Here is a 22,388-nt window from a genome sequence, read left to right as displayed (position 1 = left end):
TCCCCTTATTCCGTTGTGATGCTGGTAAAAGCGTATCCCACCCAATAACATAATTAAAATCGATTATATGAATGCCAACCACAACCAATGGTTATGTTATGGAGTTGCAGCAATTACGCCTGTTTCTGGCGGCCGCAGAATCAGAGAGTTTCACTCGCGGGGCACGAAGAGCGTTCGTTTCACAACCCGCTCTATCGGCATCCATTGCGAAGCTGGAAGATGAACTTGGGGTTAAACTATTTACCCGGAACAAGCGCAACGTTGTATTGACGCCAGCGGGAAGGACCCTAATGAAGCGCGCAACTCGAATTGTTGAAGAATGCAATAAGGCTCGTGACGAGCTGAAACATCACGATCAACAACGCATGATCAGGCTTGGTGTTATAAACACCTTATCCATTGCGCACGTTGCCCGCTTGATCGAGCCTTACCGGCGAGAAAATCGCAGATTAAGATTGCAGGTGTTTGACGCGAACAAGGAAGAAATGGAGAAACTGGCAGAAAGCGGCCGAATCGATATGGCTTTAACTCTGCTCACGGAACGTCCTGGCAACGGTCGTCGTTTTACTCACTCGAAACCGCTCTTTTCAGAGTCCTATAGCGTCGCAATGGCCACTCACCATCATCTCAGCAAGTCACCGTTACTCACGCTTGCGGACCTGGAGAATGAACCGTTTGTCTCGCGGTCTCATTGTGAGTATCGACAAATGCTGCAACACCTGTTGAAGTCAACTGGCACGCGCCTGAACGTAGCGTACGTAACCAATCAGGATGACCGTGCACTGTCCCTGGTGGAACAAGGTGTTGGAATTGCGATCGTTCCGGAACACTACGATTCACCCAATATCGTCAAACGTCCACTTACTGAACTCTCAGCAAAACGGTCGATTGGTTTTGAGTGGGGAATTAGCGAGAATCAGGACGAAGTTGATCGGTTTGTTGACTTTGCCTTGACGGCCCGATGGCCTGACTAAGGAGTCCCATCATAATGAAACTTGTCTGGCTTCACGGCCCGCCGGCTGCAGGGAAACTGACGGTTGCCAAAGCGCTTGAGAAAGAACATGGCTTCAAGCTTTTTCATAACCACCTGGCCGTGGACCTCAGCCTGTCCATCTATGATGATTTCGGGGAGAAGGACTTCCACGATTTCACCAACTCGATCCGACGACAAGCGCTATCCAAGGCGAATGAACTGGGAGTGCAACGGATTGCGATGACCTTCATGACATGCGCAGAAGAGGACAGGGATGAAATAAAACGGTATCTCGATTTTTTTGAGTCGGAAAATATTCAGGTGTTCCCTGTCCACCTTTTGCCAAGGCATGACGTGCTAATCAACCGTTCCAGCAGTACTGAGCGCCAAAAGACCCACAAAATTTCATGCGAGAAACACCTTTCAGAGCTGCTGTCGCAGTGGAGGTTCCTCCCTATTCATCATATCAATACGCTGGAAATTGATAACTCGGAGAAACCCGCCAAAGACGTTGCACGCCAGATCATGCATCATCTGGAAACAAACTGAAGCGCCATCGGACGAACTCGCGTTTTTTGTCACCGATCTCTTAATTGTTGCTTCAGATATTCCATGGCATAGCGAGCGCGCGCAGACAGGGGCCATTCCGCCCGGGAAATCATCCAGAGCGAATCCACCACGTCCCTTTCAAGCGTCATAACCTTGATTTCGCTGTGTCGGGCAAAGGCCTGCCTCGCGTATTGCGGTAGTACGGTAAAGCCCATGCCCCTGGCTACGGGTTCGAGAATTAAGCCTACCTGATTAACAAAACCGCGCACCGGAATATTGCGGATTCCAGGCTCCCCCGGAAAGCAGCGGCTCAACAGGCGCGTTGCCATGGCCCGGCCATCAGGGTGGTCGATATAGCCTAATCGCTCCAAATCCGCCCAGCTCGATACCGATTGCCCTGCCGGCACAATCAGTTCCAGTGGCTCTCCGGCGAAGTGGGAGGACGTCAAGTGGGGATCGTCAGGCTTTGCCGTAACCAAGCCGATCTCATAGCGTTTACCCAAGACCGCATCCAATATTTCCGTATCCGGTGCAAATCGATGACGGACCACCAAATCAGGATGCTGCTCCTGCAGATCGAGCAACAGTGGGTATAGCAGCAAGCCGCAGCTCCCCGGCGTGATAAGACTGAGCTCACCTTTTGTTTTATCGCCTTCCGACATTCGCAGGCGTAAGCGCATATCGGCCTGTTCCATCTCATCACAATACGCCAGGAGTGCGTGGCCGGCCGGTGTTAACTCCATCCGTCGAGGTTGCCGTATCACCAGGGTCCCCAGCTGTTCTTCAAGATGTCTTACATGCTGACTGACGGCTGCCTGGGTCAGGCCGAGCTGGTCGGCTGTCCGGGTAAAACTGCCGACGTCTGCAAGTACAACGAACGAACGTAACCATTGGGGATTAAGCATAAGAAACTCTTATTAATTTGATAAACAATGACCTGTTTATATTATAGCAATTGCCGCTTACTCTGGTTCTACACTTTCCAGAGGAGAAGAACCATGAGCACCACTTACCCACGCAGTTTTTCCCATATCGGGATTTCGGTGACCGACCTTGATGCCGCTGTGAAGTTCTATACAGAAGTAATGGGCTGGTATCTGATCATGCCGCAAACCACTATCACGGAAGATGACAGCCCTATTGGGGTCATGTGTACCGATGTGTTTGGTGCAGGCTGGGGCTCTTTCCGGATTGCTCACCTTTCCACCGGCGACCGGATTGGTGTGGAAATCTTTGAATTCAACAACGCAGAAAAGCCGGAAGACAACTTCGAGTACTGGAAAACCGGCGTGTTTCACTTTTGTGTCCAGGACCCGGACGTGGAAGGCCTTGCAGAGAAAATCGTTGCGGCAGGCGGTAAACAGCGCATGCCAGTTCGTGAATACTTCCCCGGCGAAAAGCCCTACCGCATGGTTTACATGGAAGATCCGTTCGGAAACATTCTCGAGATCTACAGCCACAGTTACGAGCTGACCTACTCCGCAGGCGCTTACGAGTAATCCGGTATTCGGTGGGCAATGACCCACCGACCTTTCGTTAACCTAGGTGTGAGCAAGGGCGCTCACAATTCGACACGCGAACGCCCTCGCCTGACACGCACCATGTCCGCAACGATGGCCAGTGCAATTTCAGAAGGGGTTTTACTGCCGAGGTTGAGTCCGATGGGCATGTGGATCCGCTCAACGTCTTCCTTTGACAGGCCACCAGTCCGACGAAGTCGTTCGGATCGGGCCTGGGAAGTACGAACAGAGCCCATCACACCAATGTAGCTTGCCGAGGTTTTGACAGCAGCCATCATGGCCAGATCATCAATGCGGGGGTCATGGGTTGCGGCGACTATCGCTGTGGAGGGCGTGCAAGCACCAGGCGAAGCGATATACAGCGACGGCAGTTGGGGCACAAACTCAACATCCGGCGGCAGGCTCATGCCATTGGTGACTTCCTCCCGTGGGTCACACAGCACCACCTCATAACCAAGGCTTAAGGCGAACTGTGCACAGGCCTCTGATACCGTTGAATAGCCGGCAAGAATTAGCTTGGCGACGGGGCCAATACGAACCGTCACCGTCTCTTCGGTTTCATTTTGCAACACCCGCGGCCCCGTGGGTTCAGCATCGGACAGCCACCACACTGCATCCGTTAATCTGATATGTCGTGCGATTTCATTTTGGCCGGACAGGGCCTGCTGAATCCGCTCAAGGTGATCCCGGGTCTTTGCGGTGGCAACCATACGTTCCACCAGGACGTCGAGAATGCCCCCGCACGGCAAGCGAATACGGGGGCTCTCCGGGCTGTTGCTGCCCGGGTCGCCATAACGAACAATAACAGCAGGTTGTTCGTACTCTCCGGCGGCAACGCGCTCGAGGAAGTCTTCCTCGACGCAACCACCCGAGAGCGAGCCCACATGATGTCCATCCGAGGTGGCAACCATCAGTGAGCCCGGCTCCCTGGGCGATGATCCGAAGGTAGACAACACCGTGCACAACCAGATCGTCCGGCCACTCCCCAACCATTCGATCGCCTGCTCCACTACCCGAGCATCCAGACTTTGCATGGTCATGCACTCAACTGATCACCAACAGGAAGACGCCGGATGCGTTTCCCCGTGGCTGCATAGATGGCGTTGCACAGTGCCGGCGCGACCGGTGGCAACCCCGGCTCGCCCACACCGCCCATGGCGTCATCGGGATTATCAATCAGGTGCACCCGGACCACTTTCGGCGCGTTTGGCATTCGCGGCAACAGATATCTGTCGAAGTTACTTTGTTGAGCGACACCATCCTGGAACGTCACCTCATTTTGAAGGGCAATGCCGATTCCCATCACGCAGGAACCCTCCATCTGTGACCGGATTCGCTCCGGGTTGGCCTGCGGCCCGCAATCAAAGGCAATGTCGGCGCGGTGAATGGTCACTTGCCCGCCGTCATCCACTTCCACGTCAAAGACGACGGCGGTGTAGGAAACAAAGCTGTGGTGGAAGGCAAGCCCAAGGCCACGCCCCTTTGCTCTTTCCTTTCCCCAGCCCGCTTCTTCGGTGGCACGCTCAATAACCCGGCGCATACGGCCCACATCGATCGGGTACATCTCAGGATCTTCACCGTAGTTCCAGCCATCGCCCACCGTGAGATTGTGAACCTCACGCCCTGGCCCCAGCAGGTCCAGTACGTAATCGCGATGGTCCTTGCCGGCGGCTACCGCCATCTCGTGGGCAAAGCTCTGGATGGCCCACGCATGCGGCAGGTTGTACACCGAGCGGAACCACCCGATGCGGACATGAGCCGGTGCCGGCGGGTTCTCCAAACGGATAGCAGGGATGCTGAATGGCATGGTGTTAAACCCCATTCCCAGCTCAAAGCCCGCCTTGTGTTTGGGATCCGGCGCGAACAGCGATGCAATGCTGGGAGACAGAGTACGGTGGCGCCAACTGGTCGCTTTGCCATTACCGTCGAGCCCCGCTTCCAGGTGATCCACAGAAACCGCATGGAAGTAGGCATGCTGAATGTCGTCCTCACGGGACCACTGCAGTTTGATGGGCTGCCCTTCAAAGGCCTTGGCCACTTGAGCGGCCTCAATCACGAAGTCTGGCTTCGATTTACGGCCAAAACCGCCACCCAGCAGGGTTTGATGAACGGTCACGTTTTCCAGGTCGATCTCCAGAAGCCCGGCGATGCCTTCTCGCGTCGCCCTGGGGTTCTGCACTGGCGCCCAGGCCTCGGCTTTGCCCCCGCTTACGCGAACCACGGCGACGGGGGGCTCCATGGGAGCCTGAGCCATATGGGGCATGTAGTAGGTGGCTGACACCCGCTTATTGGCTTCTTTCAAAGCGGCCTCAACATCACCGGACTGGCGTATAACCTTGCCCGGCGATTGCGCCGCTTTTTCCAGAGATTCACGGTAAGTATCCGATGTGTAATCGGAGTTGTTACCGGCCGGAGTATTGTCCCACTCTATCTTCAAAGCTCTGCGGCCTTCCATGGCAGCCCAGGTGTTGGCGGCTACTACTGCAACACCCCCGAGCGGATTAAATGCCGCAGGCTGGCCCGTGCCATCAATGCGTACAGTTTTCTTAACACCTCTGATCTTCAGGGCCTCACTGTCATCGACACTCTTCACCGTCGCGCCATAGACCGGTGGCCTGGCCACCACCGCATAGAGGGTGTTTTCCAGATCCACATCGGCGCCAAAAATCGCCTTGCCGGTAACAATGTCTTCACCATCGATTGCTTTGGGGTGCATGGATTTTAGCTCGCCATTGATCAGGCCGGATTCCTTGCCAATGAAACGCAGCTCACTATCAGATTTCAGAACCAACCCGTCCCGGCCAGGAACGTCCAGCTCCCGTGCGGCTTCTGCAAGCTGGCCAAAGCCGAGTTCACGTCCAGTGGCAGGATGAACAACCTTATGAACATCCGCCCTTACTTGGTCGACCGATACACCCCATTGATTGGCCGCTGACTGCTCAAGCATCAGCCTGGCAGCAGCGGCCGCACGGCGCATGGGGTCGTACCAGTGACGCATGCTGCGGGAACCATCGGTATTCTGGTTGCCAAACTTATCCTGATCGCCGTCTGCCTGTTCCGCGCGAACCCGGTCCCAGTCTGCGCCCAGTTCATCCGCGGCCACCATAACCAGGCTGGTGCGAATACCCTGCCCCATTTCGGCACGGTTGTTGACGATGGTGACAAGGCCGTTGGCGTCGATATGGATAAACACATTCGGGTTGTCTACCCAGCCCCCCGGCATGGCCCCGGCCCCGAATTGAGCCTGTTCATTGGCCAGCCCAATATCCCATCGGGCTGCGAGCAGGAGCGCAGATGCTCCGGCCAACCCTTTGAGAAGACCGCGGCGGCTGACATTCGCAAGCAGCAGTGTGTCGTCGGATTGGCTCATGAGCTCACCTCCTTGTCCGCAGCCCGCTCAATGGCCGCCAGAATGCGATTGTAGGTGCCACACCGGCAGAGGTTGCCCGCCATGGCATCGATGATTTCCTGGGTTTCCGGTTCCGATGTTTTCTTCAGCAGAGCTGTGGCATTCATGATCTGGCCACCCTGGCAGTAGCCACACTGGGCCACACCCAGGTCCAGCCACGCCTGCTGGACTTTGCTGCCAACCGGGTCGTCGGCCATGGCCTCTATGGTCGTAATCTCTCCCTGAGCTGCGGAGACCGGCGTTATGCATGATCGGGTGGCGACCCCATCGAGATGAACCGTACAAGCACCGCATTGGGCGATACCGCACCCGAACTTGGTGCCTTTCATGCCGACAACGTCCCGAATGGCCCAAAGCAATGGCATATTGTCGGGGACGTCCAGTTCATGCAGCTGTCCGTTTATGGTCAGGTTAATCATTGGTCTCTCCCTTCACTGTGTTCCACGCACTGTGTTGCACGATTTACGTTGCTGGGGAAGCTTGAGCTCACTGACCGGAGAAAAACGACTCGGCATAACCGGTATATTTCTTAAACAGCTCGTCTCTGAAAGCCTGCCCCCTTGATGCAAGGACTCGATCAATGTCATCGCGCAGACCGGCAAGTTCATTGCGATAACCGGCCACACTGACCGAAGAACCAAGCGCTGGTTCCAGAACGCGAAGCGCCAGATCGTGATCCTGGATCAGATTGGCGCTCCAGAAGTTGTCTTCTATGAATGCATCGGCCCGCCCGAATTCGAGCATGCGGAAAGGCACCATTCCCTCGCCATCAGCGGAATAGGTGATCTCGACAATATCCTGATGGGTCTCTGCCCAGCGCGTGATATTGTCCGGGTAAACATACCCGCTGATGATCAGCACGCTAAGGTCATCCAGCTTCTCAAGCGTCACCGGCCCCTCAATGGATAGGCTCTCAGGTACGATCGCAGCCAATGTCCAGTGAGCAAATATCGTTCGCGAGTGCAGAAGCTTGTCCCGCCCCTCTGTTATTGGTACGGCGATGTCTGAGGCGCCTGACTGAACCTCTGAAATACAGCGTTTAAACGGCAATTCCTCGTAGGCAGCGATCAGCTCCAGATCATTGAGCGCGGCATTCATCAGTTCCACGGCAATGCCGCGCATCTCTCCCTGATGATCCTTAAAGATGTATGGGTCCCAGGGTTCATAACAGATCTTTATCTTCGACGATGGTGCGGCTGCATGGCTTAGGGTTCCATAAAGCACCAGCAACACCGCGATAACCCCGTAATGTATGACAACTGATACTGCACGCTGCATGAGAGGCGCCCCACTGCGCTTTGGGTTCGAGAACGGCGGGCGTCACCGTTTCTATAGTCTGATAAGTATAGACAATTGTGACAGACACCGACCGAAAGGTAACGCTCGCTACCACGATGGATGCATGGCACCTGTCGGAGGGGATCTGTAGGAGAGTGTGCGCAGGTGGGTAGAGCTGGCTAGGGCTACGTCGGGCAGGCCCCTATCCGGGTAGGTAAGCCGAAACTTCCTCCAGGCCTGGCAAAGAGGTGAAGGCGCCTGCATGAGTCACCGCATGCGCACCACAGGCACTGGCAAAGGTCAGTATGTCTTCAAGTTGCTCGGGGTCTTCGCCCAACGCCCTAAGACTGGCAGCGGTTATATCCAGGTCCGACAACCGATAGAGCAACCCACCAACGAACGCATCGCCGGCGGCGGTGCTATCAACCATCTGCACGTTTCGTGGCTCGATGGAGCCATAATGAGATGAGGTGAAGTAACGCAATGGCTTTCCGCCGTCTGTAACCAACACCAAAGAAGCGCCTGCCTTCAAGATTTTCTGCAACACCTTGGTTTCGTTCTGGTGTCTGCACAAGAAGGCCAGTTCTTCTGCGGATAGCTTCACAAGATCCGCTTGCTCCACACAGGCCCACACCGGAGCATATGGATCTGTGCCTTTGGGCCAGAGGTTATTTCTGAGGTTCATATCAAAACTCACCAGCCATCCCGCTGCTCTGGCCTTTTCCAGTCCCGCCTGGGTTGCTTCCAGAATGCCCGGTTCAGTCAGCGTGTTGGAGCAGAAATGGAAAATGCCGCGGTCATCGAACCATTCTGGCTGGAATTCGTGTGGGGCGAATAACAGGTCAGCCGATGGTCCCCGGTAGAACTCGAAACTTCGCTCTCCGGTCTTATCCAGTGACACAAAGGCCAAGGCAGTTTTCGCTTCACTGGTTTGCAGCAGATAGTCCGTTCGCACATGCATGGCTTCCAGCGATTTAACGAGAAAATCACCGAACATGTCAGCGCCCACTTTTCCGGCGAAATAGCTGTCGCCGCCGAGCTTACCGATCGCAGCGGCTACGTTGGCAGGTGCACCACCTGGAAACTTTGTGAAGCGCTCGTTGACCGAATCAGAGTTTTCAGCCTGGTCTTCGCTCACCCTGCTTGAGAGCATGTCCACCAGGGCTTCACCGAATGAAATAACCTTGATCATCGACTGCTCCCCTCTTCCATCTTTTCCATCGCTGGGTCCGAATTGGCTGTACCCGTGTTCAGGTGCTGTTTGACGATGTCCATCAATCCCTGGGTTGACGGATCGTACTTGTCGCTCTGTTGTTCAATATCACGGCTGATATCGTTGGCCAGCCGCTTGCCCAACTGCACGCCCCACTGGTCAAAGGAGTTGATGTTCCAGATAGCACCCTGCACAAAGACCTTGTGTTCATACAGAGCAATCAAGGCGCCCAGATTTCGGGGCGTCAGTTCGTCCATCAGCAGCACGTTGCTTGGGCGATTGCCTGGGCAACTGGCGTATTGGTCGTTCTGGGTGTCGCCATTCATAAAGGCGTTGGCCTGAGCTAGCATGTTAGTCATCAAGGCAAAATGGTGGTCTTTGGTGTCGTCCTCGGGTCTCAGCGTCGCAATAAAGTCGATGGGAACGAAGCGTGTGCCCTGATGCAGTAACTGAAAGAACGCATGTTGACCGTTGGAGCCGGTTTGCCCCCACACAATGGGACCGGTGGCGTGGCTGACCGGCTTGCCATCGATGTCCACTGACTTGCCATTACTTTCCATATCCAGTTGCTGGAGGAACGCCGGTAATTGGTGCAGCGCCTGATCGTAAGGAATAATCGCTTGGGTTTCGGCGCCCAGGAAATTGATGTTCCAGATGCCGATAAGAGCCAGCACGACCGGCATATTGGCCTCAAAAGGTGCCTCCCGGAAGTGCTGGTCCATTATGAAAGCGCCCTCAAGCAGCTCGATAAATGCTTCGAACCCGATACTCAAGGCAATGGGCAAGCCAATGCTGGACCAGAGCGAATAGCGGCCACCTACCCAATCCCAGAATTCAAAGATGCTGTCCTCGCGGATGCCAAATTCCGTTGCTGCGTTGATGTTGGTGGACACCGCGACAAAGTGCTGGCCCATGTCGGCTGTGGTGCTTTGCGTCTGCGCCTGGAACCAGCGCTTGGCACTGTTCGCATTCAACAGGGTTTCCTGGGTAGAGAAGGTCTTGGTCGACACAACGAACAAAGTGGTTTCCGGATCCAGCCCTTTCAGCACTTTCTTGAGGTGACGGCCGTCGACGTTGGAAATGAAGTGGACGTTCATTTCCTGATGCTGGTAATCAAGCAAGGCGCGACACACCATGCTGGGCCCAAGGTCTGAACCGCCGATGCCGATATTTACAACGTCGCGAATGCGCTTGCCGGTATAGCCCAGCCATTGTCCGTTCCTGACCTGCTCGGTGAAGGCCCTGAGTTTGTTCAGGCTGGCCCGAACCTCTGGCATGACGTCCTGGCCATTCACGACAATCGGTGCATCACCCAGGTTGCGCAAGGCGGTATGCAGAACCGGACGCTGTTCGGTGACGTTAATGGTTTCTCCTGAGAACATCTGTTCCCGGCGCGACTCCAACGGCGACTGTTTGGCCATCTCGAACAGCGCATCCATCACCTGCGGCGATACCTTGTTCTTGGAATAGTCCAGAAACAGCTCGCCTAACCGGAGGCTCATCTTATCGAAACGGTCCGGATCCGCTTTGAAATAATCCGCGATCCGGTCGTTCCGAGTCTCGTTGGCAAGTTGTTCCAGTATGCTCCAGGACTCGGATTTGCCCAGTGCATTCATATCTGTGCTCCCTAATGTTCGTCAGGTCAGGTCTCGCTGAGGGCTGCAAAAACCCCTTTTGTTTCCAGCTTGTCGAGTGCCCTATCGAAGGTCTCTTCAAAGTCGCTGGAGCTGGCGAGGGTGGTCCCGAAAAGGTCTGCCATCCCCAGAAACTCCGGGGTAAGGTTGGCTCTCTCTTCAACGGCCGCCTGCAGCCGGGGGGCCATGGGATCATTGATTTCGTGCGATTGTCCCTGCTCATCTTTGCCACGGAGGTAGAGCGCCCAGCTGGCAATGATCATGGCAACACGAGACAGCGGTCGTCCTTCGTTCACCAGTGTCTGCACCGTCGGCACCAGGAACTTCGGTATTTTGCTGGAGCCGTCCATACACAGCCGCGCCAACTCGTCGCCCATTTGAGGGTTGGAGAAGCGTTCGATCAGGGTCTGCTTGTACGCGGGCACATCGATGCCTGAAATTTCTCCCAGTATCGGTGTCACGTCTTCATCCATGAAGCTGCGAATAAAACGGCTGAACCGATCATCCGCCATGACCTCGTGGGTATATCGATAACCGGAAAGATACCCGAGGTAGGCCATAGCGGAATGGCTGGCATTCAACAGGCGGATTTTCATGCGCTCGTAAGGGGCGACGTCGTCGGTGAACTGAACACCCACCGCTTCCCATTCCGGACGACCGTTACAGAAATCATCCTCCAGCACCCACTGATAAAAAGGCTCGCAGATAACTGGCCAGCCATCTTCCAGGTCGTAGTTCTCTTTCAGCCACTGGCGATGTTTGTCATGGGTTCCCGGTGTAATGCGGTCAACCATGCTGCTAGGGAAACTCACCTTTTCGCCGATCCAGCCTGCAAGATCGGCATCCCTCAGGCGGGCAAAGCTCAACAGGGCACCGCGGGCCACCTGGCCGTTCTCTGGCAGGTTGTCACACGACAGGACGGTGAATGGCGGCAGATTACGCTCGCGTCGGCGGCATAGTGCCTCAGTCAGATAGCCAAAGACCGTGCGCGGTTGCTGCGGGTTTTCCAGGTCGTGAAGAACGTCCGGGTGGTTTTCATTGAACCTCCCGGTGTTGTCGTCCACGTTGTAGCCACCCTCGGTAATCGTCAGCGAGACGATCTTCACTTCGGAGCTCGCCATTTTCTCAATGACAGCGTCCTGCTCATCAGGCGCGAACATGAAACCGGTGATGGAGCCAATGACACTGAGGGTATTGGTGCGGTCGGCGCCGAGCTCGATCAGGGTGTAGAGGTGGTCCTGATCAGACAACACCTGATGCATGGCTCGATCACCTTCACGCAGCCCAACACCACAAATCGACCAGTCCGGGCTGCCACCTGCCTGCAACAGCTGGTGGGTATAGACCGCTTCATGGGCACGGTGGAATCCGCCCACGCCAATATGAACGATACCGTGTCCGAGGTTGCTTCGTTCGTAAGCAGGCACGGACACCTCTGGACTCAGTTGGTCCAATGCTGAGTTATTCAGTTTCATAAGATGTCACGCTGCCAATCGGCTGTGTTTCTGAACGGCATTGCCTTGCTCGTCGAACAAGTGGCACTCATCCACATGCAGGCGTAAACCGATGCGATCACCGTAGTTGCAGGCAAAGTTGCCGGGCATGCGGACAGTCAGCGTTTCCTGGCCATCGGTCTTTACATAGCAATAGGTATCGCTACCCAGGCTTTCGGCGATGTCCATGTGGCCGGTCAGTGAGCTCTCGCCGGGTTCAACCACATCGATGTTTTCCGGCCGAACGCCAACGGTGACAGCACTGCCCTGACTCAGGTGTTCGCTGGCCGCGGGCAAGGTCACTGTAGTACCGGAGGTCAGTTCAACCGTGACGCTTGAGGCATCAAGTGCGGTTACTTTGCCCGGCAGGAAGCTCATCTTGGGCATCCCAAGGAAACCTGCGACAAATCGGTTGGCCGGGTTACGGTAAAGGTCGAGGGGCGTGCCTACCTGCTCGATCCGGCCCTGATTCAACACAACGACTTTATCCGCCAGAGTCATAGCCTCGACCTGGTCGTGGGTCACGTAAATCATGGTCGCGTTAAGGTCGTGGTGAAGTCTGGCCAGCTCGAGTCTCATCTGTACCCGCAGTGCAGCGTCCAGATTAGAGAGCGGCTCGTCGAACAGGAATACTTTGGGCTGGCGTACAATTGCACGACCAATGGCCACCCGCTGGCGCTGGCCACCGGACAGCTCTTTGGGTTTGCGTTCCAGCAACGGGTCCAGCTCCAGAATTCGGGCCGCTTCGGCTACCTTGTTATGGATAACCTCTTTTTTCTCTTTAGCGAGTTCCAGTGCAAACGACATGTTTTTGCGTACGGACATATGGGGATACAGGGCGTAGCTCTGGAACACCATTGCCAGATCCCGTTTGGCCGGGGCCAAATCGGTGATCTCTTTCGTATCCAGCAGAATGTGGCCGCCGGTCACCTCTTCCAGGCCCGCGATGGAGCGCAGCAGGGTCGACTTGCCACACCCTGATGGTCCGACAAACACCACAAATTCATTGTCTTTAATCTCAAGATTGATGCCTTTGAGAATTTCTGTTTCCCCGAAGGATTTCTTGAGGTTCTTTATTGTTAAGTTAGCCATGGGAAATCTCCGTTATTTGACGGCGCCAAAGGACAAGCCGCGAACCAGCTGTTTCTGGCTGATCCAGCCAAAGATAAGAATGGGGGCACAGGCCAGGGTCGATACGGCTGACAACTTGGCCCAGAACAAGCCTTCAGGACTTGAGTAAGATGCGATCAGGGCCGTCAGCGGGGCCGCTTCCGACGCCGTGAGGTTGAGCGACCAGAACGCCTCGTTCCAACTCAGGATCAGTGACAGCAGCACCGTTGCCGCCAGACCGCCCTTGCTCATGGGCAGAAGCACCCGCCAGATCTCCTGGAACAGCGTGGAGCCGTCCATTCGAGCTGCCTCAAGGACCTCTTTGGGAATCTCTTTGAAGTAGGTGTAGGCCATCCAGATCATGATCGGCAGATTGATCAGCGTGTAGATGATCACCAGTCCGGTTTTGGTATCGAGCAAGCCCGTGTCTTTGAAGATCAGGTAAATCGGCACCAGCACGCCAACCGGCGGCAGCATTTTGGTGGATAGCATCCACAGCAGTGTCCCCTTGGTACGCTTGGTCTCGAAAAAGGCCATGGAATAGGCAGCGGGTACGGCGAGCATCATTCCGATGATCGTGGAGCCGAAAGACACCACCACCGAATTCCAGGCAAAGTGCAGATAGTCACTGCGTTCGTTAACCAGCGTGTAATTCTCGAGGGTCGGCGAGAAGAACAATTGTGGAGGTGTGGCAAAGGCATCGATTTCTGTCTTGAAGCTGGTCAGCAGCATCCAGAAAATCGGGAAGAAAATGGCCAGGGCCACACCCCACGCCAGCACCCCCATGAGCAGGGTGTTCAGGCTACGTCGTTGTTTCAGGCTAAGCATGTTGTAACCTCCGGGAATCATTGTTTTTCGGTCAGGCTTTTGCCGATCAGCCGCACCAGGAAGAAGGCGGCAATGTTGGCCAGCACAACGGCAATCAGGCCACCGGCTGAGGCCAGTCCGACGTCGAACTGCAGCAACGCCTGGCTATAGATGAGGTACGCAAGGTTGGTGGTCTCGTAACCCGGGCCACCGCCCGTGGTGGTGAAGATCTCCGCAAAGATCGACAGCAGGAAGATGGTTTCGATCATCACCACCACCGCGATCGGACGAGCAAGGTGCGGCAAGGTGAGATGGAAGAACAGAGCGCAGGGTCCGGCGCCGTCAAGGCGGGCCGCTTCCTGCTGTTCCTGATCCAGCGACTGCAATGCGGTCATCAGCAGCAGGATGGCGAACGGCAGCCACTGCCATGACACGATCATGATGATCGAGAACAACGGAAACTCGGAAAACCAATCGATCGGCGTGGCGCCGAAGAACTTCCAGATGGCTGCAAAAACACCTGAAACCGGGTGCAGCAGCAGGTTTTTCCAGATCAGCGCGTTTACGGTCGGCATAATAAAGAACGGGGATATGAGGAGAATCCGGACGATACCCCGCCCCCAGAACGCTTGGTTAACAAGCAGCGAAATCAGTACACCCAGGACCACCGTAATTAACAGCACGGAACCGACCAGTAGCAGGGTGTTGCTCATTCCGGCCATAAAACCGAAATCAGTGACAAAGAACTGGAAGTTTTCCAGCCCCACAAATTCGTTATCACCGGGGTACAGCAGGTTATAGCGAATCACTGAAAAGTAGATGGTCATGGACAGCGGAATCACCATCCACAGCGCCAGGACGAGCACCGACGGCGACACCATGAAACGATTGATGCGGGAGGTCTTTCTAATACTTCCCTGGCGGCTGTCCTGTTTGGGTTCCGCGGCGGAGCTCGCGGGACCTGCATTCAGAGCGGTTGTCTTCATATCGGTTCTCCGGTGACCCCCAACAGGCTCCGCCTAAGCGGACCCTGCATCAGGTCATTGTTGTTTCGTCTTGGCCGGGTATTCAGTTGGAGTAATAGCGGGCGCGAGTCATCTCTCGAAGGGTGATCGATTGTGCCGCTTTCAGGGCATGATCAACCGACATCGACCCTGCCAGGGCGCCCGAGATCAGCTTGCCGACCTGGGTTGCGATCGACTGGAACTCAGGGATGGCCGCAAACTGAACGCCCACATAGGGGGAAGGATTCAACGTGGAATCGTTGGGGGCGGCGTTGCCGATTGCTTCCAGGGTTCGGGTCGCGAACGGCGCAGCTTCCAGGTATTCAGCGTTGTCGTAGGTGGAGGTGCGTGTGCCGGGCGGCACGTTGGCAATACCATAGGTTTCCTCAACCAGTTGGCTATAGGCCCGCGAGGTTGCCCAGGTGACAAAGGTTTTCGCCGCTTCCTTGGCGTCTGAGCTCACCGGAACGGCGAGGGCCCAGGACCACAACCATCCCGAACCTTTTGACGTTACCTGTTCTGGCGCCAGGGCAAAGCCGATGTGTTCCGCTACCCTGCTTTGAGACTCATCGGTAAGAAAGGATCCGGCGACAGTGGCGTCTACCCACATGGCGCACTTGCCACTGTTGAACAGCGCCAGGTTCTCGTTAAAGCCATTGGATGAAGCGCCCGGAGGGCCGTAGTTCCCGAGAAGGTCGACGTAGAAACTGACGGCGTTGTTCCACTCTTCGCCAGTGAATTCAGGCTTCCAGTTTTCATCAAACCAGCGTGCGCCAAAGGCGTTAGCCATGGTTGTGATCAGAGCCATATTCTCGCCCCACCCTGCTTTGCCACGCAGGCAGATACCGTACTGCTCATCTTCTGGCTTATGGAGTGTCTCGGCGAAGGTTTTCATTTGATCCCAGGAAGGCTGTTGCGGCATGCTCAGCCCATTGGCTTCAAAAAGGTCCTTGCGATAGAACGTCATCGAACTTTCGGCGTAAAACGGCAGTGCGTACAACGTACCGTCGGAGGACAGGCCGCCGAGAACTGATGGAAAAATATCGGACAGATCGTAATCCGAAGGCAGATCCTCCATCGGGGTCAGCCACCCCTTCTCTCCCCAGATCGGTGCCTCGTACATTCCAATCGTCATCACATCGAATTGACCGCCGTCCGTCGCAATATCGGTAGTCAGGCGCTGGCGCAGGACATTTTCCTCAAGCACTACCCAGTTCAGATCGATGTCTGGATGAAGCCTTTCGAATTCATCGGAAAGGCCCTGCATGCGAACCATGTCGCCATTGTTAACAGTGCCAATGGTCACTTTGGTGGCAGCCATTGCGGAGGACGCGACGGCCGTCATGCCAACGGCCATAACAGCGGACAGATATCGTTTGTTGTTCATGTTCCAACCTCTGTTTGTTTTTGGAGTAGGTCGTTCAGAATGTCCGGACTGGCCGGTGCATTCCGGGTACTTTGATCTGACGGAGCACCTCTCGTCAGGAAAGTGAATCAATGGTGCTATTACACGCTTAATGTCAGAACTGAACAAATACATACCCTGTCATTTTTCTGTACTTTTTTGCCATCACGAATGGGGATGCCTCCCCCGCTCATTTAGCTAAAGGTGGCTACAAGTACAGGCTGTGTGGGCTATTGGCGACAAAGTAAGGTTGAACGGAACCCATGGACGTCACCAGAAAGTATCATTCTGAGAGAAAAAGAGGATCTGCAGAGAGAGGGATGAAACAGATGAGGTACTGATTACCGCTGATACAACGCGTCCATGGAGGTTCGGCGGTATTCAGACGGCGTCATGCCCTTCACATCGGAAAACCGGCGATTGAAATTGGCGATGTTGTTGAAGCCAACCTGAAAGCAGATCTCCGTAATTGGATCATCCGTATGCGCCAGGCGTTCACAGGCTTTGTTGACCCGAAGGGTATTAACGAATTCAATGAATCGATGGCCGGTGGCCTTCTTGAAGAACTTGGAAAAATAGGTTGGGCTCATGTTCACATGCGCCGCAACATCTTCCAGGGAAATACTTGACCGATAGTGCTCGAAAATATGGTTCAACGCCTGGTTCAATCGGTTGAGGATCTTTTCATCGGTAATCGGAAGGTACGTCGACGAAGACAGCACGCGATAGTCATCCATCGCCGCCAGGATCTCAACCATTGCCCAAAAACGCGTCAAGCGTCGAAAGCCATTCGAAGTGGCTACTTCTTCAAACAGCCCTATCGCTTTGTCAATTCCCTCGCGATTCCGGAACTCAATGCCGTATTGAGCACGTTGCCAGAACGGAGCCAGGGCCCGCGTTTCAGGAAACACCGATTCAGAGGCGGTAATCAGATCGTGGGAAAAATTGATGACGCGGTCACGAAGCTCAACATGCTCGCCCTTTTCTAGCTGACTGATCCAGTTGTGAGGAAGGTTGGGCCCCACAAGGATCAGGCTGTTGGGGGCAAAATTGCCGATATAATCACCCACGAACACCTTTCCGGAGGTCTCGGTGATCAGATGGAGTTCATATTCCTCGTGATAGTGCCAGCGCACGAGCGGGCTCGGGTAACCGTGATCCAGGTATCGGATCGACTCGTCACCCCGCTGATCTACCCACTCGAACTCTGGTTGGATACGTTGCTTCTCAGCGCCCATTGCGTTCTCTTCGGCTTTCTCCTGATGCGTAGAACCAGTGTAACCAATAAGTCAGCAAGTAGGGAGATCAGTCGTGCTTGACGTCTATCGATTGGCCGTCTGACCAAACAGTAGACTCTTACCCTCTTCCGTCACGGCTGGCCGACTGGACCACGGGGCTCCCTTTTCATACGCTCTGACCACCGCCGGTCGCGCCTGCATGGCATTGAACCACCGCTTGAGATTCGGGAAATCATCAAGGTTCTGCTGTTGAGTTTCATGCGGCACAACCCAGGGATAGGTCGCCATGTCAGCAATGGAGTAGTCACCTGCAATCCAGTCGCGTCCTTCCAACTGTTTGTTGAGTACGCCATAAAGCCGATTGGTCTCATTCACGTAACGCTGAATGGCATAAGGAACTTCTTCCGGCGCGTATTTTACGAAGTGGTGGTTCTGTCCCGCCATTGGGCCAAGTCCACCCATCTGCCACATCAGCCACTGTATGACCGTGATACGAGCCCGGGGATCCGCAGGCAGAAAGCGGCCTGTTTTTTCTGCCAGGTACAACAGAATGGCGCCCGACTCGAAAACGGAAAGCGGCCCCTCGCCGGATGCCGGCGAGTGATCAACGATCGCCGGCATCCGGTTATTGGGTGAAATTGCCAAAAACGATGGCTTGAATTGGTCCCCAGCACTGATATCCACCGGGTGGATATCATATTCAAGCCCCGCTTCTTCAAGAAAGATCGTGATCTTGTGACCATTGGGTGTTGGCCAGTAGTGAAGATCAATCATGTTTACGTCTGCTCCGGGTAGTTTTGCGGGAAAAGGGCTCGGCGTGCTGCATCATCCATTTCGGTTTGGAATGGAACGTCCTGGCCGACGGCCCTGGCACGCGCGACTGCCGGACGATTGTTGATGCTGTCAAACCACCGCTTCAGGTTCGGGAAACCGGCCAGCTCAGCATCACCGAGCACAACTCCAGCTTTATCAACCCAGCCCCAGGCTGCAATATCCGCAATGCTGAATTCCTCGCCCACCAGATACGTGCGATCTGCCAGATGCGTATCCAGCACTTCATAGTGGCGCTGTGCTTCGCGCTGATAGCGATTAGCGGCATAAGGAATCTGTTCCGGCGCTGCATGCCGGAAATGCACTGACTGACCGGAGTACGGCCCCAGCCCAGACGCCACAAACATCATCCAGGACAGCAGTTCAGCCCGGTTTTCAGGCGTTCCGCCCAGCTTACCGCTCTTCTCCGACAGATAAAGCAAAATGGCATTGGAGTCGAATACCCGTATTCCATCATCCTCGATCGCAGGGGTTTTACCGTTGGGGTTAATGGCCCTGAACTCCGGCTTATGCTGCTCGCCCTTGAGGGTATCGACGGGAACCAGTTCATAAGGCGTACCTGTCTCTTCGAGATACAGGGCCACTTTCATCGGGTTGGGTCTAGGGTGGAAATAGAATCTGATCATTGAGGGCCTCCGGTGGTCTGTTTCAGGAACTTACACTCTAGGCATTCTTGAGCAATCATTCAATATTAGTTATTGGAAAATAGTTGGTATGGAGGAACGGCTAATTCCGGCGCAATCTTTTCATTTTGGGGTGGTAGCGACTATGTTGATAGAGAGGATGTATTAACTCACGAAACTTGCCCCACAATAATTTCAACTACTTACATGCTCCTATCGGGCAGGTTGCAAGGAGAACGACACATGTCGACAACACAAGAAGCGCCCTTATCAAATGATGTGGCCGCCTGGCTTGATCCGGAAATGGACTCTGTTAAAGGTACGGAGACCCCAAAGGATCCGAACAAAGGCTATATCGCCCTGCTTGGCTGGAGCGTCAATGCCATCAAGGCCGCACAGAAGTTCGACCGCCGCTACATCGTTGTTGCTCCGGAATGGGCTGCGGATTTTTGTACCGCTAACAAGATCCCCTTTATCCCATGGGATTTTATCCGTTTGAATGATCGGTCCCTGCAGATTGCTGAAAGGCTGAAAGAGGAAGGCGTTGATGTTGCGATACCGCTGTTCGAAGAGACCGTTGAGTGGTCTGGGGCGATCAACTCAGTGCTCCTGGACAGCCCTCGCATGTACGGGCAGTCGATTCTGTTCCGTGACAAGGCTTTGATGAAGCGCCGTGCCCAGCTTGGCGGCATTCGAGTCGGGATCTTCGAGGAGGCCCACGAGAAAGACGACATCGTCCGTTTCATGAAGCGTGTCAACCAGACCCTGTTGAAACTGGATGGCGACCCGGACGACCCCATTCACGTCAAGGCGTTTGACAAGGCTGGTTGCCTCGGCCATCGAATGATCCGTACGCTTGAGGAAATTGACAACATTCCAGCGGAAGAATATCCGTTGCTCATGGAAAGCCATCTGAGCGGCTGGGAGTTTGCCGTTGAGGCATGGATTCACGACGGCAAGATCAAATTTCTCAATATCTCTGAGTACGTAACGCTGGGCTATTCCGTTTTCGTTCCGGCGACCGAGCAACTCGAAAGCTGGCGTAATGCCATCACCAAGCAGATCGAGTTGCTGATCAAAACGTTCGATATTAAGTTTGGCTTGATTCACCCTGAGTACTTCGTTACTGCTGATGGTGAAATGTACTTTGGTGAGGTTGCTTACCGCCCACCCGGCTTCAAGGCGTTTGAGCTGATTGAACGTGCGTATGGGTTTAACGCGTACCAGGCGTCAATGCTGGTATTTGACCCCAAGAGCACCAAAGAGGAAGTGGAAAAATTCTTCCCACGCGAAGTGGTCGATGCCAAGGGCTATGCCGGTTGCTTCGGTGTTTATCCGCGCCGCCGCGTGGTCAGCAAGCTGGAAATGCCTCCGGAATGTGTTGATCACCCCTATTTCGAGTCACATGAACTCGTTGCACCGACGGAAGAAACGGTTCCTGACCGGTCCGCCTTCGGTACTCACTGGGGCCTGGTCTTCTTCTATGGTGATGACCCCATCAAGATGCGGGACCTGTTGAAAGCTCAGGAGGACCTGGACTTCTATGTCTAGGTAGTCACCACCCATTCAGGTGCTATTCGGATAGCGTTCCATGATTCTGACCTGCAACTCCGGAATCATGGAACGCCCCTACTTCAAACTATTCCCAACTGCTTATTAACGGCATCACGAATTTCCCGATAACGATTAGGATTCGTGGCCAGGGTATCCAGATCATCTTCAGGAAAAATCTCTTTCTTCGCTTTCCTGGTTTCCTCTTTGGTAAAAATGGCCGGTAGCAGCTGTTCCAGGCACCTCAGCATTACCTCCGGCGAAACCGATGCCCCTGGCGATGCTCCCAACAAGGTTCCGTAGGTTTTGTCCTTGGACACGAGGATTTCCGTACCCATCTGCAGATCGCCGTCCTTGATAATCTGGACCCGTTGGCCGGCGTGAACCGGTTTCCAGTCAAATTTTTTGCTCAGGCCGGGCGCAAAGCTTTCAAGCTCCTCGAACATGCTCTTCTCGCCCTTGAAGGTTTCTGAAACCAGGTATTTCACCAATGGGAAGTGCTCCAGGGTGACGTTCAGCAATCCTGGGATATCATGCAGGCGCATTGCCCGGAGGTAGTCAAAAAATCCACGTCCTTTCTCCAGAACGGGCTTGAAAGAGGCAAATGGGCCGAACAACAGGTAGTGCTGGCCATCCGCCACTCGCAAATCCAGATGCGGCACCGACATGGGGGGCGCGCCTACTTTTGCTTTGCCATAGGTTTTTGCCCGGTAATGATCGGCCTGCTCTGCGCTGATCGGGGCCTGCAGGAACCGCCCGCCGACGGGAAAGCCTGTAAACCGTTTCGCAAACGGCAGGTGGCTTTTCTTCAGGATCGGGAATGCACCCCCACCCGCACCAACAAACAGTACATCAGCCTTGTAACGAGCGTGGGCTCCATGGCGTTCGGTTTCTATAAGCCAACTCCCCGCGGGGCTCTTGTGTACGCGTTTAACATGGGTGCCGTACTCAATCTTCACACCCAGGTCTTGAGCAGCGTGTTCAGCCATTTGTTGGGTCAGAGCACCGAAATTCACGTCCGTGCCTGTTTCTATGACGGTCGCAGCCATCTTTTCATGGCGAGGACGCCCTTCCATCAAATAGGGGATCCAGCTCTTGATTTCGTCGAAATCCTCTGAGAAACGCATGCTCTCAAAAAAATGATGAGCAGACATTTCCTTGAACCGCAGTCGCAATTCGTCGATTGAGGATTCAGAGACGATGGTGCAGTGCTTGGTCTGATTGATGAACGTCTTGGGGTCCTTGATCGCGCCTTTTTTGATCAGGTGCGCCCAGAACTGCTTGGCCACGTTGAATTGCGCATGGATCTTCAAGGCCTTTTCGACCGAGATAACCTCTTCGTCCACCGGCGTGTAATTCAGCTCGCAGTTCGCCTCATGTCCCGTGCCGGCGTTGTTGAACACCCACGAGTTACCCTCTCCAGCGCTCTCCAATCTCTCCAGGATGGTGATATTCAACTCAGGAGCCAGCTCTTTTGCCAAGGTGGCAAACGTGGTTCCCATAATCCCCGCGCCGATGATCATTACGTCCATAGAGTCTATCCACCCGCTTTAGTTTTCTGATATCCAACGATAAAGTCTGCTTGCCCGAAGGTACCACGCTTCCAGCGAACACTGAAAACCTGCCACATTCCTGTTTTTTCCATCTGGGTACTTCATCTGGCGCCCAGTTTCTACGCCAAATGCCGAATGGTGCATCAGTATACTGTGCCAGCCGGTCAGTCTACACTGATGGCCGCGACGGATATGGA

At 54.7% G+C, this 22,388-nt stretch carries 20 protein-coding genes; 4 read left to right on the top strand and 16 right to left on the bottom strand.

Features of this window, described 5'->3' with window-relative positions:
• Nucleotides 1–71: 71 nt before the first annotated feature.
• Both AAGD24_RS10400 and AAGD24_RS10395 read left to right on the top strand, forming a co-directional pair.
• The gene (locus AAGD24_RS10400; protein ID WP_226909917.1) at nucleotides 72–974 is read left to right on the top strand and encodes a LysR family transcriptional regulator; all 903 of its coding nucleotides are present in this window, start codon (nucleotides 72–74) and stop codon (nucleotides 972–974) included.
• 14 nt (nucleotides 975–988) lie between these two features.
• Complete coding sequence (locus tag AAGD24_RS10395) at nucleotides 989–1,522, top strand: hypothetical protein (RefSeq protein ID WP_379864988.1); 534 nt, start codon at nucleotides 989–991, stop codon at nucleotides 1,520–1,522.
• A gap of 29 nt (nucleotides 1,523–1,551) precedes the next feature.
• Here the strand turns inward: AAGD24_RS10395 and AAGD24_RS10390 are convergent, their stop codons facing one another.
• A complete protein-coding gene (locus tag AAGD24_RS10390; RefSeq protein ID WP_085680705.1) occupies nucleotides 1,552–2,427 on the bottom strand; it encodes a LysR family transcriptional regulator in 876 nt (291 codons plus the stop codon).
• A gap of 93 nt (nucleotides 2,428–2,520) precedes the next feature.
• Between AAGD24_RS10390 and AAGD24_RS10385 the strand changes: the two genes are divergently transcribed.
• Entirely contained in the window at nucleotides 2,521–3,021 is a 501-nt protein-coding gene (locus AAGD24_RS10385) for a lactoylglutathione lyase family protein (protein WP_151982154.1), read from the top strand.
• Between the two features lie 62 nt (nucleotides 3,022–3,083).
• Here the strand turns inward: AAGD24_RS10385 and AAGD24_RS10380 are convergent, their stop codons facing one another.
• The 14 genes from AAGD24_RS10380 to AAGD24_RS10315 all read right to left on the bottom strand — a co-directional run bounded on the left by AAGD24_RS10380 (nucleotide 3,084) and on the right by AAGD24_RS10315 (nucleotide 19,090).
• A complete protein-coding gene (locus AAGD24_RS10380) occupies nucleotides 3,084–4,076 on the bottom strand; it encodes an XdhC family protein (RefSeq protein WP_379867332.1) in 993 nt (330 codons plus the stop codon).
• A 2-nt stretch (nucleotides 4,077–4,078) separates the two neighbouring features.
• The gene (locus AAGD24_RS10375; protein WP_379864986.1) at nucleotides 4,079–6,412 is read right to left on the bottom strand and encodes a molybdopterin cofactor-binding domain-containing protein; all 2,334 of its coding nucleotides are present in this window, start codon (nucleotides 6,410–6,412) and stop codon (nucleotides 4,079–4,081) included.
• The gene (locus tag AAGD24_RS10370; RefSeq protein WP_136633807.1) at nucleotides 6,409–6,870 is read right to left on the bottom strand and encodes a (2Fe-2S)-binding protein; all 462 of its coding nucleotides are present in this window, start codon (nucleotides 6,868–6,870) and stop codon (nucleotides 6,409–6,411) included. The genes AAGD24_RS10375 and AAGD24_RS10370 overlap by 4 nt, the downstream gene beginning before the upstream one ends.
• A 67-nt stretch (nucleotides 6,871–6,937) precedes the next feature.
• The gene (locus tag AAGD24_RS10365) at nucleotides 6,938–7,729 is read right to left on the bottom strand and encodes a substrate-binding periplasmic protein (RefSeq protein ID WP_379864985.1); all 792 of its coding nucleotides are present in this window, start codon (nucleotides 7,727–7,729) and stop codon (nucleotides 6,938–6,940) included.
• Nucleotides 7,730–7,931: 202 nt separating this feature from the next.
• On the bottom strand, nucleotides 7,932–8,921 hold the full coding sequence (locus tag AAGD24_RS10360) for a carbohydrate kinase (protein ID WP_379864984.1): 990 nt from the start codon (nucleotides 8,919–8,921) through the stop codon (nucleotides 7,932–7,934).
• Complete coding sequence (gene pgi, locus AAGD24_RS10355; protein WP_379864983.1) at nucleotides 8,918–10,558, bottom strand: glucose-6-phosphate isomerase; 1,641 nt, start codon at nucleotides 10,556–10,558, stop codon at nucleotides 8,918–8,920. The genes AAGD24_RS10360 and pgi overlap by 4 nt, the downstream gene beginning before the upstream one ends.
• 26 nt (nucleotides 10,559–10,584) lie before the next feature.
• Nucleotides 10,585–12,051 (bottom strand): mannitol dehydrogenase family protein, encoded by a 1,467-nt coding sequence (locus AAGD24_RS10350; RefSeq protein ID WP_379864982.1) that lies wholly within the window; start codon nucleotides 12,049–12,051, stop codon nucleotides 10,585–10,587.
• Nucleotides 12,052–12,057: 6 nt separating this feature from the next.
• Entirely contained in the window at nucleotides 12,058–13,161 is a 1,104-nt protein-coding gene (locus AAGD24_RS10345; RefSeq protein ID WP_379864980.1) for an ABC transporter ATP-binding protein, read from the bottom strand.
• Between the two features lie 12 nt (nucleotides 13,162–13,173).
• The gene (locus tag AAGD24_RS10340; RefSeq protein WP_007152224.1) at nucleotides 13,174–14,007 is read right to left on the bottom strand and encodes a carbohydrate ABC transporter permease; all 834 of its coding nucleotides are present in this window, start codon (nucleotides 14,005–14,007) and stop codon (nucleotides 13,174–13,176) included.
• Between the two features lie 17 nt (nucleotides 14,008–14,024).
• Nucleotides 14,025–14,972 carry a carbohydrate ABC transporter permease gene (locus tag AAGD24_RS10335; RefSeq protein ID WP_085680724.1) on the bottom strand — a complete coding sequence of 316 codons (948 nt, stop codon included), beginning with the start codon at nucleotides 14,970–14,972 and terminating at the stop codon, nucleotides 14,025–14,027.
• Between the two features lie 82 nt (nucleotides 14,973–15,054).
• Nucleotides 15,055–16,347, bottom strand: a complete 1,293-nt coding sequence (locus AAGD24_RS10330) for an ABC transporter substrate-binding protein (RefSeq protein ID WP_379867330.1) — start codon at nucleotides 16,345–16,347, stop codon at nucleotides 15,055–15,057.
• 389 nt (nucleotides 16,348–16,736) lie between these two features.
• On the bottom strand, nucleotides 16,737–17,633 hold the full coding sequence (locus tag AAGD24_RS10325) for an AraC family transcriptional regulator (RefSeq protein ID WP_075194832.1): 897 nt from the start codon (nucleotides 17,631–17,633) through the stop codon (nucleotides 16,737–16,739).
• Nucleotides 17,634–17,717: 84 nt separating this feature from the next.
• Complete coding sequence (locus tag AAGD24_RS10320) at nucleotides 17,718–18,407, bottom strand: glutathione binding-like protein (RefSeq protein WP_379864977.1); 690 nt, start codon at nucleotides 18,405–18,407, stop codon at nucleotides 17,718–17,720.
• A gap of 2 nt (nucleotides 18,408–18,409) precedes the next feature.
• The gene (locus AAGD24_RS10315) at nucleotides 18,410–19,090 is read right to left on the bottom strand and encodes a glutathione S-transferase family protein (RefSeq protein WP_379864975.1); all 681 of its coding nucleotides are present in this window, start codon (nucleotides 19,088–19,090) and stop codon (nucleotides 18,410–18,412) included.
• Between the two features lie 240 nt (nucleotides 19,091–19,330).
• Between AAGD24_RS10315 and AAGD24_RS10310 the strand changes: the two genes are divergently transcribed.
• The gene (locus AAGD24_RS10310; RefSeq protein WP_036207174.1) at nucleotides 19,331–20,638 is read left to right on the top strand and encodes an acetyl-CoA carboxylase biotin carboxylase subunit family protein; all 1,308 of its coding nucleotides are present in this window, start codon (nucleotides 19,331–19,333) and stop codon (nucleotides 20,636–20,638) included.
• 83 nt (nucleotides 20,639–20,721) lie between these two features.
• Here the strand turns inward: AAGD24_RS10310 and AAGD24_RS10305 are convergent, their stop codons facing one another.
• On the bottom strand, nucleotides 20,722–22,170 hold the full coding sequence (locus tag AAGD24_RS10305) for a malate:quinone oxidoreductase (protein WP_379864973.1): 1,449 nt from the start codon (nucleotides 22,168–22,170) through the stop codon (nucleotides 20,722–20,724).
• Between the last annotated feature and the right edge of the window lie 218 nt (nucleotides 22,171–22,388).

The organism is Marinobacter sp. M5B, assembly GCF_042604615.1.
Taxonomy (GTDB): domain Bacteria; phylum Pseudomonadota; class Gammaproteobacteria; order Pseudomonadales; family Oleiphilaceae; genus Marinobacter; species Marinobacter salarius.
Note: the sequence above shows the minus strand (reverse complement) of the source record. Positions and strands in the feature narration are given on the sequence as shown.